Annotated in this window: 7 protein-coding genes; 4 read left to right on the plus strand and 3 right to left on the minus strand. The window is 31.5% G+C overall.

Annotated features, from left to right (window positions below):
* Nucleotides 1-79 precede the first annotated feature (79 nt).
* Nucleotides 80-940 carry a polyphosphate kinase 2 family protein gene (locus tag I6U48_RS02755; RefSeq protein WP_218318873.1) on the minus strand — a complete coding sequence of 287 codons (861 nt, stop codon included), beginning with the start codon at nucleotides 938-940 and terminating at the stop codon, nucleotides 80-82.
* A 395-nt stretch (nucleotides 941-1,335) separates the two neighbouring features.
* Between I6U48_RS02755 and I6U48_RS02760 the strand changes: the two genes are divergently transcribed.
* The 4 genes from I6U48_RS02760 to I6U48_RS02775 all read left to right on the plus strand — a co-directional run bounded on the left by I6U48_RS02760 (nucleotide 1,336) and on the right by I6U48_RS02775 (nucleotide 4,835).
* Nucleotides 1,336-2,580, plus strand: a complete 1,245-nt coding sequence (locus I6U48_RS02760) for an MFS transporter (RefSeq protein WP_312890868.1) — start codon at nucleotides 1,336-1,338, stop codon at nucleotides 2,578-2,580.
* Between the two features lies 1 nt (nucleotide 2,581).
* Nucleotides 2,582-3,025 carry a MarR family winged helix-turn-helix transcriptional regulator gene (locus tag I6U48_RS02765; protein ID WP_218318875.1) on the plus strand — a complete coding sequence of 148 codons (444 nt, stop codon included), beginning with the start codon at nucleotides 2,582-2,584 and terminating at the stop codon, nucleotides 3,023-3,025.
* 233 nt (nucleotides 3,026-3,258) lie between these two features.
* A complete protein-coding gene (locus I6U48_RS02770) occupies nucleotides 3,259-3,822 on the plus strand; it encodes a TetR/AcrR family transcriptional regulator (protein WP_218318876.1) in 564 nt (187 codons plus the stop codon).
* A gap of 128 nt (nucleotides 3,823-3,950) precedes the next feature.
* A complete protein-coding gene (locus tag I6U48_RS02775) occupies nucleotides 3,951-4,835 on the plus strand; it encodes an EFR1 family ferrodoxin (RefSeq protein ID WP_218318877.1) in 885 nt (294 codons plus the stop codon).
* A gap of 325 nt (nucleotides 4,836-5,160) precedes the next feature.
* Here the strand turns inward: I6U48_RS02775 and I6U48_RS02785 are convergent, their stop codons facing one another.
* Entirely contained in the window at nucleotides 5,161-7,419 is a 2,259-nt protein-coding gene (locus I6U48_RS02785; protein ID WP_246615176.1) for a PEP/pyruvate-binding domain-containing protein, read from the minus strand.
* 93 nt (nucleotides 7,420-7,512) lie between these two features.
* The gene (locus I6U48_RS02790; protein ID WP_218318878.1) at nucleotides 7,513-7,965 is read right to left on the minus strand and encodes a MarR family winged helix-turn-helix transcriptional regulator; all 453 of its coding nucleotides are present in this window, start codon (nucleotides 7,963-7,965) and stop codon (nucleotides 7,513-7,515) included.
* Between the last annotated feature and the right edge of the window lie 238 nt (nucleotides 7,966-8,203).

The following is an 8,203-nucleotide window of genomic DNA, read 5'->3' on the forward strand; positions in this document are numbered from 1 at the left end:
AGCATAATTCAACTTTCGTTGACGGACATCTATAGTGCGACAGCCCCCTCATAAATAGTTTACTATTATGATTTTTTAATTATTCTTCAATAAGTTTTTTCCTACACTCCTCTAGACCATCATACTGTTCTTTGCTTAATGTAGGATATTCCAGCTTTAACTCTTCCAGTTTATCTATTATAATCTGTGATATCACTAGTCGTGCAAACCATTTTTTATCTGCAGGAACTACAAACCATGGTATGCTTTTCGAACTAGTTTCTCTTATAGCCTCTTCATAGAATTGTTGATATTTATCCCAATGACTTCTCTCTTTTATATCGGACTCAGAAAATTTCCAGTTTTTTGTTTTATCATTAATTCTTTCTAATAATCTCTTTTTCTGTTCTTCTTTTGATATATGAAGAAATATTTTTATTGGTATAATTCCATTTTCATATAAGTATTTTTCAAAATTTTTTATTTGTTCAAATCTTTTTTTCCATATGCTATCTGTGATAAATTCTTCTGGAATTCTCTGATTTTTTATTAGATTATGTACTCTTACTACAAGCAATTCTTCATAATAAGATCTATTAAAAATACCTATTTGTCCTCTTTCAGGTATGTGCTTATGAGCTTTCCACAAATAATCATGACTTAATTCTTCAGCAGATGGTTCTTTAAAACTATATACTTTTGTACCTTGAGGGTTAAGACCAGACATTACATGTTTTATTGCACTATCCTTTCCACCTGTATCCATAGCCTGAAAAATAATCAAAATACCATATTTACCTTGAGCATATAATTTACTTTGAATTTCACTCATTTGTTCAATATTTTTAATGAGATGTTTTTGGGCATCTTCTTTACTATTAAAATCTCCAGTATATGATGTCTTTATATCATTAAGTTTAAATTTTGATTTATTTGTGACTCTAAATTCGGATACATTCATTTTATTATTCCCCCCGTCTTTTGCGTTATTAGTACTATCATAGCAAAAAACTTGTTGATAATCTATTGTTATTTGTTTTTAAATTCAGAATATTTAGTTTAATTGTCGTAATATGCTAAACTCATTATAATTCATTTTATATACATTCCCTCCATGTTTATACAAGCTTATCATATACGCAGTAAACCTTTGTTTTATTAACTGCATTTATTTTAGCATTTTGAGTAAGCATAACCTTTCCTTTAACGACATAATACCATATTACTATATATTTAAAAACTTCAAGAAACTTATAGCTTTATATTGTTATATTATATCAAATAGTCCAATCTTATAAATATTTGTCAACATCCTTTAAGTCATTAAACTATTTTAAAATTCAAATATAGTTGCAAGTGAAACTAATTTATGATATATTAAAATTAGTTGCAAATGAAACTAATTTTTCGAGGAGGGAAACATTCATGGAAAAAAATGCACAAAATAATGAGAGTCTTTGGACAAAAAACTTCATTGTCATCAACGTAATAAACCTACTAATATTTTTCAGCTTTCAAATGCTGTTACCCACGCTCCCCTTATACGCCAAAAAACTTGGTGGAACAAATTCAATTATTGGATTAGTAACTGGAGCTTTTATAGTATCTTCAGTTTTTATTCGTCCACTTTCAGGATTATTTCTTGATAAGCTTGGGCGTAAGAAAGTATTTATAGTTGGTCTGCTTATATTTATATTATCTGTATTTTCATATTCATTACTTCCCTTTATAGGAATCATTCTTATAATTCGTTTTGTCCATGGTTTTGGATGGGGAGCAACAAGCACAGCCTCTAGTACCATTGCATCGGACAACATACCAAAAAACCGATTTGGTGAAGGGATGGGATATTTTAGCTTGACAAGCAGTTTAGCTATGGCAATAGCTCCTGTAATTGGACTATTTGTTATTTCTAACTACAGCTTTAATGTGTTATTTTTCACCTCTACTATACTGGCTGTACTTGGGCTTATTGTGTCTTTTAAATTGGAGTATAAAAATATTGAAAATAAGGATGAAAGTAAGCCAAAGGGTTCACTATATGAAAAAGTATCTATATATCCTTCAATTATAATATTTTTCGTAACGGTAACCTATGGTTCTTTAACTAGCTTTTTACCTCTTTATGCCTCACAAAAAGGAATACAAAATATAGGAATTTTCTTTACGGTTTATGCAATTTCTTTATTCATATCCAGGCCGCTATTTGGGAAAATTATAGATAAACTTGGCTTTGATTATGCCGTTATTCCTGGGTTGATATGTGTAATTGCAGCTATGATTCTACTATCCATGGCATCAAATATTCAAATGTTTTTAATCACTGCATTTATTTATGGAATAGGCTTTGGTGCAGCTCAGTCAAGCCTGCAGACTATGTCAATGGTTGGAGTTCCCCCTTTGCGTCTAGGCGCTGCAAATGCCACCTTCCTTACGGCCTTTGACTGCGGCATAGGCTTAGGTGCAATTGTTTTAGGAGTGGTTTCATCAAACATAGGATATTCAAAAATGTATCTTTTGGCCGGTATATCAGCCATTATAGCCTTTATCCTTTATTTTATTATATGTAGGAAAAAAATTAATGTAAAGGAGACAACTTAATATGGAGAACATTAGCAAGCTCAATGCAGCAATTTATAGAAATGCTCAAAGCATAATGAATTTTAAACTTCGAGATTTAGATATTAAAAGCGGTCAACATGATTTTTTTTACGTAATCTCAAAGATTGAAGGTATAAGTCAAAAGGAGTTAAGCGAACATCTATATATAGGTAAATCAACTACTGCAAAAGCAGTAAAAAGTCTAGTTGAAAATGGATATGTCAAAAGAGTTAAAGACCAAAAGGATAAGCGTATTTACAAACTTTATTTAACAGACAAAGGAAAGGAAATTTCTTTCAAAATAGAAGCCACCTTTTTAGAATTGGTATCTACTTTTTCAAAGTGTTTATCAGATAAGGAAGAAGAACAAACTCTCCAAGCTCTCAAAAAAATATTAAATACACTTCATGAAGAAAAAAATAAAATAAATTCTGATATTGATTAAAATAAAGTGGTTATTTAACACATCCGCAAAACAATTTATTAACAAGTAAATAATGAAAATAATAAAATACTATGCGCTCTTCCTTTCCCAAATATGTGGGAATTTCCTAGTGGAAAAGTAGAAAAAGATTTTAACTTTTCATTTCTATAATACTTTTAAATACTTATCAATTTTGATACTTGACATAAGAACAATTTTACCATTAAAATAATAAAGAACGGAGGTTCTTTATTATGCAAGTTTTAAAAGACGAAATTAGAAATAAGATATTATTAGTAGCTGAAGACATATTTTATGAAAAAGGCTTTAAAGAAGCTACTACACGTAATATTGCCAATGAAGTCGGAATAAGTGTTAGCAATTTATATTTATATTATGAGAATAAAGCAGCTATTTTCTATGGAGTTATTAACGAATTTTATAAGCTCTTTATGAACGGTTTAAAAAATTTTTTTGATCATAACGATAATGACATTGAAATGTCAGTTTATATCAGTGCTTTTATTGAAGATATTGTTATGAATAACAGAAAGAAATTTGTTATTATATCTGATAAAAGTCAAGGAACAAAGTACGAAGGATTTAAGCAGCAAATAATTACAGCCCTAAATTGTCATATAAATACTCAAGTTAAAAAAGATTTGGTTCAAGATCAATTAATTCTATATATATTATCTAAAAATTTTATTGATGGAATAATTGAAATCGCTAAAAATTATAAAGATGAACATTGGCTAAAAAACAGTATTAATATATTAGTTACATACCATATGAATGGCATGAAGCCTTTAATGTAATAAACTTTTACTCAAATATAGATTTTTAATTCTTATTTGAGTAAAAAATTTTTTCATTAATAAGGAACGATAGTTCTTTATTAATGAATTTATTGATATTAAAAAAATAATTATAGGAGAGTGTTAGTATGAAAGCTGCAATTTTAGAATTTAGCCCGTCAAATAATACCAACAGAGTAGGTGAATTATTAAAAACCAAGCTCGAACAGAATAACATCACTGTGCAACTAGTCAATATTACTGGAAATAAAGACTACTTTTTAACGAATAATAAACAAGATTTTTTACAAAAAACAATTAACAAGCATGATATTTTATTTATAGGTTCACCTGTATATGCACATCATCTTCAATATCATGTTAAGGATTTGATCAAGAATTTACCACGGCCTGTAAATGGATGGAGTAAAATAGCAGTGCCCTTTGTCACCTATGGAGGTATTAATTCTGGAATTGCTTTAGACGAAGCAGGTAAATTACTGCAAAAAAGTGGACGAATAGTTGTTGCAGGCATAAAAGTATCAAGTTCTCATCACATGACTAAAGCTTTCATGAAGGAAGAGTACAATAAAGATCAATTAGAGGATAAATTACTTTTTACTATTGGTGAACTTGTCAAACGAATTAGCTTAGCTGATTTAGCTTCTTTAAAAGATAACTCAAAATATCTTAAATATCAGGACTTAATGATATATTTAAAGGCAGACTTAATATTCAGAGAAAAGATTTGGCATAAAAAAATGTATCCCAAAATAGCCATCAACGATAATCAATGCATTAAATGCGGTAAATGTGTAAAGGTATGTCCTGTATGCCATTTAGAACAGAATAAAGACAAATCTATAATAAGAAACATGAATTCTGAATGCATTCACTGTTTTAATTGCATTTTTGAATGTTCACAAAAAGCAATTACTCCAGTTGGTAACCTTGAGAGAGCAGAAAAATTCATGAAGAGTATGATAAAAAAAGGAAAGGAAGTTCCTGACACTTGCCTATATCCAAAATTATAAATTTCCTTAAGAAGGCAACGATAACACATATATTATTTCTGATGTTCAAAAATCTAAGCCTACAATAGTTTCATATATAAAAGATTGGAATAAACTACTTTTAGAATCACTTAAAGATAACCGTGGTGTTTCTGAAAGTAGTTTTACTGCTGAAACTATTAGACGTATCTTAACAAGTGAGAATTATACATTTAAAAGAGCTCAAGAAAAGCCTAGTAAAGCTGATAAATCAGAACAAGAAGGCTTTAAAAATGAGTATGCTTTAATTTACTGAATCTGCTCTTTCAATGTTGCTTGCATTATTGCTTATCTATACACTCACAGCCTATTCTAACAACGTTATTATACCATTTGTACCATTTACTCTTATCTTTTGTCCATCCTTCAATATATTTGTTACATTTTCAACAGCTACAACCGCAGGTATACCATATTCTCTTGGTACAATTGCTGCATGGGAAGTTGTACTTCCTATTTCAGTAACCGCTGCAGATGCCACCTTAAAAAGAGGTGTCCATATAGGTGAAGTATATACCAGTATATCCCCTTGTTTAGCTAGAAGTATTCCCAGCTTTAAAGCCATTCTATGAAGAACTCCTGCCACCTTCTCTAAATAAAATACACTTTCTTCTCTGATGATTACTGACTTCCTTAACTTCTCCAGAATTTTAATGAATTTATCATACTCAGCTGGTTTTAGTCCTTTCTTTATTACTTCCTTAGCAGCTTCATAATCCTCTTCCTGCTTTTTAAAGCTTTCCTCTGGATTTAGCACAGCAGTATTGCAGAGTAATGCATCAATAATTTCATCAATGGTTTCAGGCTTTTCCTGCCATGTATTCGGAGATAACATTCTTCCTGCACCAATATCTCCATATTCATCTAAAAAACCTTTAAGTTCATTTTTAAAAGCTATACTATCCTTTCCATTTAAAGCCTCCGTTTGTGCTATCTTCATCAGAGTCTTATTTTGAAGGGCAGTTCTAAATGGCAGAGCTCTGAGAAGACTTTCTTTATACTCCTCTGCCTTCTCCTTTCCCACAGCTTTTTTAATTAGTTTACTAAACCTATACTCAGCGAACCCTCCAGGTATGCTAATCACAGAAAATCTTTTATAAACAAGTTTCTCATATTCTTTTAAGGCCTGTTCAATAAGCTTAACAGCTCCTACTGCATCCTTTGTATCTCTTACTGCATTGTCCATCTTTTTAAGCCATACACTAATTTCCTTTGAAAAAGCCTGCCATAAAATATCATTATCTTGGAATAGGCTTTTAATTAACAATTTAGGGCCTTTCCACATTATGGCTGGAGATAACCCTGGTCCCTGATAACTTAACGCTACACATCCGCTTTCCCTTTCCACCGGTCTGTTTTGATTTTTGGGTATCTTAAGCCCTGCATCAGCAAAGGAAGTATATATTCCTTGATAAAAATGACTAAAACAAGCAAAATCTAAGGGTGTATGTGGATAGGTCGAATGCTCCATTACGCTTTGTAGTCCAAAAGGTGCTTTTTTTCCCTGATAAATTATCTTATCTTCAGGGCCAAGAATGTTGAAATTTTCTGAATCAGATATTATTGTAGTAATTGGCCTAGCCTGCAGCAGATATATTTTACCTCCTAGCAGTGCCCACTCCGTATCCATGGGACTTCCATAGTGCTTTTCTACAAGCTTTGCCAGGTTTGCTAACTGCATAAACTCGTCATCACCAAGACAAAATAATTTTCTCTTTGACTTAGGTACTTCTTCTGTAATTGTACCCTTTTCTGTCAGTCTAATGCTAAACTCTTTTGAACCGAGAGTCTTTTCTTTAACCTTTCCTTCCTTTGTTAGAATAAAGGAGTCAGGGGTTATCAGTCCACTAACTACTGATTCTCCAAGACCATATCCAGCACTTATCAATATTTCATCACTATTTCCATTTACAGGATTAGCAGTAAACATTACTCCTGCAGCCTGGGAAGCTATCATAGCTTGGACTACGACAGCAAGATCAACTTCCAGGTGATCAAAATTCATGCTTATTCTGTAAGCTATTGCTTGTGGGGACCAGAGACTTGCCCAACATTTTTTTACATACTTAAAAACTTCCTCTTTTCCATAAACCCCAAGATAAGTCTCATGCTGTCCTGCAAAGGAAGCCGATGGCAAGTCTTCCGCTGTGGCACTGGAGCGCACTGCAACTGACAAATTATCATCAGCTCCAATTTCTTTAGATAAGCTTTCAAAGGCTCTATCCACTTCCTCTTGAACCTCCAAGGGCATTGGCGCTTCTTCAATCCATGAGGATATGCAATTACTTGCCTCAGATATTGCATCAATATCCTGCTCTTTAAGGTTTTCGAGCATTTTTTCTATGCTTTTCTTAAGATTCGAAGCTTCAAGATGAGTACGGTAGGCCCCTGTTATAACTACAAATCCTGGTGGCACAGGAAGACCAGCATTAATCAATTCGCCAAGATTGGCACCCTTGCCTCCTGCTTCATGTAATGAATCTTTATTCAGTTCTTTTAACGTATTTGTATAATCTGACGTATACATTATTTCCTTTTCCTTTAACTTCTTCATACTGTTTGACATATATATTATCTCCTTCATACATCTGTTTGTAATAAAATTTACGTAGACCTCTACCTATTTTGCTAAATAAAAAGCAATATATGCTTTTTATCGTTAAGCTAAATGACCATCCAGATTTTTATATGCTTTAATAAGTAAGTCTAAAAAAATTCTTTTTTCCTCTTCCGACATACCTTCTAATAACTGTTCTTCCGTTTCTTCAAAAATCTCTTCCATCTCTTTTAATATTTTTTTACCTTCGGCTGTAACCTCTATATGAAAAGTACGAGCATCTGATATCCCAGTATTTCGTATGATACAACCTTTTTTTTCCAAACCGTTTAAAAGATTAGTTATAGAAGGACCTTTTAGATTCATAACATATTCCAAGCTTTTACGGGTTATTTCCTTTTCTCTTCTTATTGATCTATCAATTAATTCAAGTAACAAACCTTGCGGCGAAGTCAAATTATACTCTGCTAATTTCTTATCATTGGTATAACGCATCTTTTGAGCAATACTTTTTATAAATAAATCATAAGGATATTCCCAGTCTCCAAATTTCATATTACATCATCCTCACTTTAAATAGGTAGACCTCTACTTAATAATATAAACAAAATACTTAAGTTTGTCAATTTCTCTTTTTTCTTAAAAGTCAGTGTACTTAATAAATTTTTTTGATTATTTTTCTATACTTAGTATAATATTGATATACATGATTATCTATTACACATATAGATAACCACACCAGAAAGTAAATTTATACGCAGGGAGATGTTACCCAAAGCTGAAGGTACATATA

It is taken from the genome of Clostridium thailandense (assembly GCF_019207025.1).
Taxonomy (GTDB): Bacteria; Bacillota; Clostridia; order Clostridiales; family Clostridiaceae; genus Clostridium_AM; species Clostridium_AM thailandense.

Coding starts and splice junctions, on each gene's coding strand:
- I6U48_RS02755 (WP_218318873.1), bottom strand. CDS start 940: ATGAATGTATCCGAATTTAGAGTCACAAATAAATCAAAATTTAAACTT.
- I6U48_RS02775 (WP_218318877.1), top strand. CDS start 3,951: ATGAAAGCTGCAATTTTAGAATTTAGCCCGTCAAATAATACCAACAGA.
- I6U48_RS02785 (WP_246615176.1), bottom strand. CDS start 7,419: ATGTCAAACAGTATGAAGAAGTTAAAGGAAAAGGAAATAATGTATACG.
- I6U48_RS02765 (WP_218318875.1), top strand. CDS start 2,582: ATGGAGAACATTAGCAAGCTCAATGCAGCAATTTATAGAAATGCTCAA.
- I6U48_RS02770 (WP_218318876.1), top strand. CDS start 3,259: ATGCAAGTTTTAAAAGACGAAATTAGAAATAAGATATTATTAGTAGCT.
- I6U48_RS02790 (WP_218318878.1), bottom strand. CDS start 7,965: ATGAAATTTGGAGACTGGGAATATCCTTATGATTTATTTATAAAAAGT.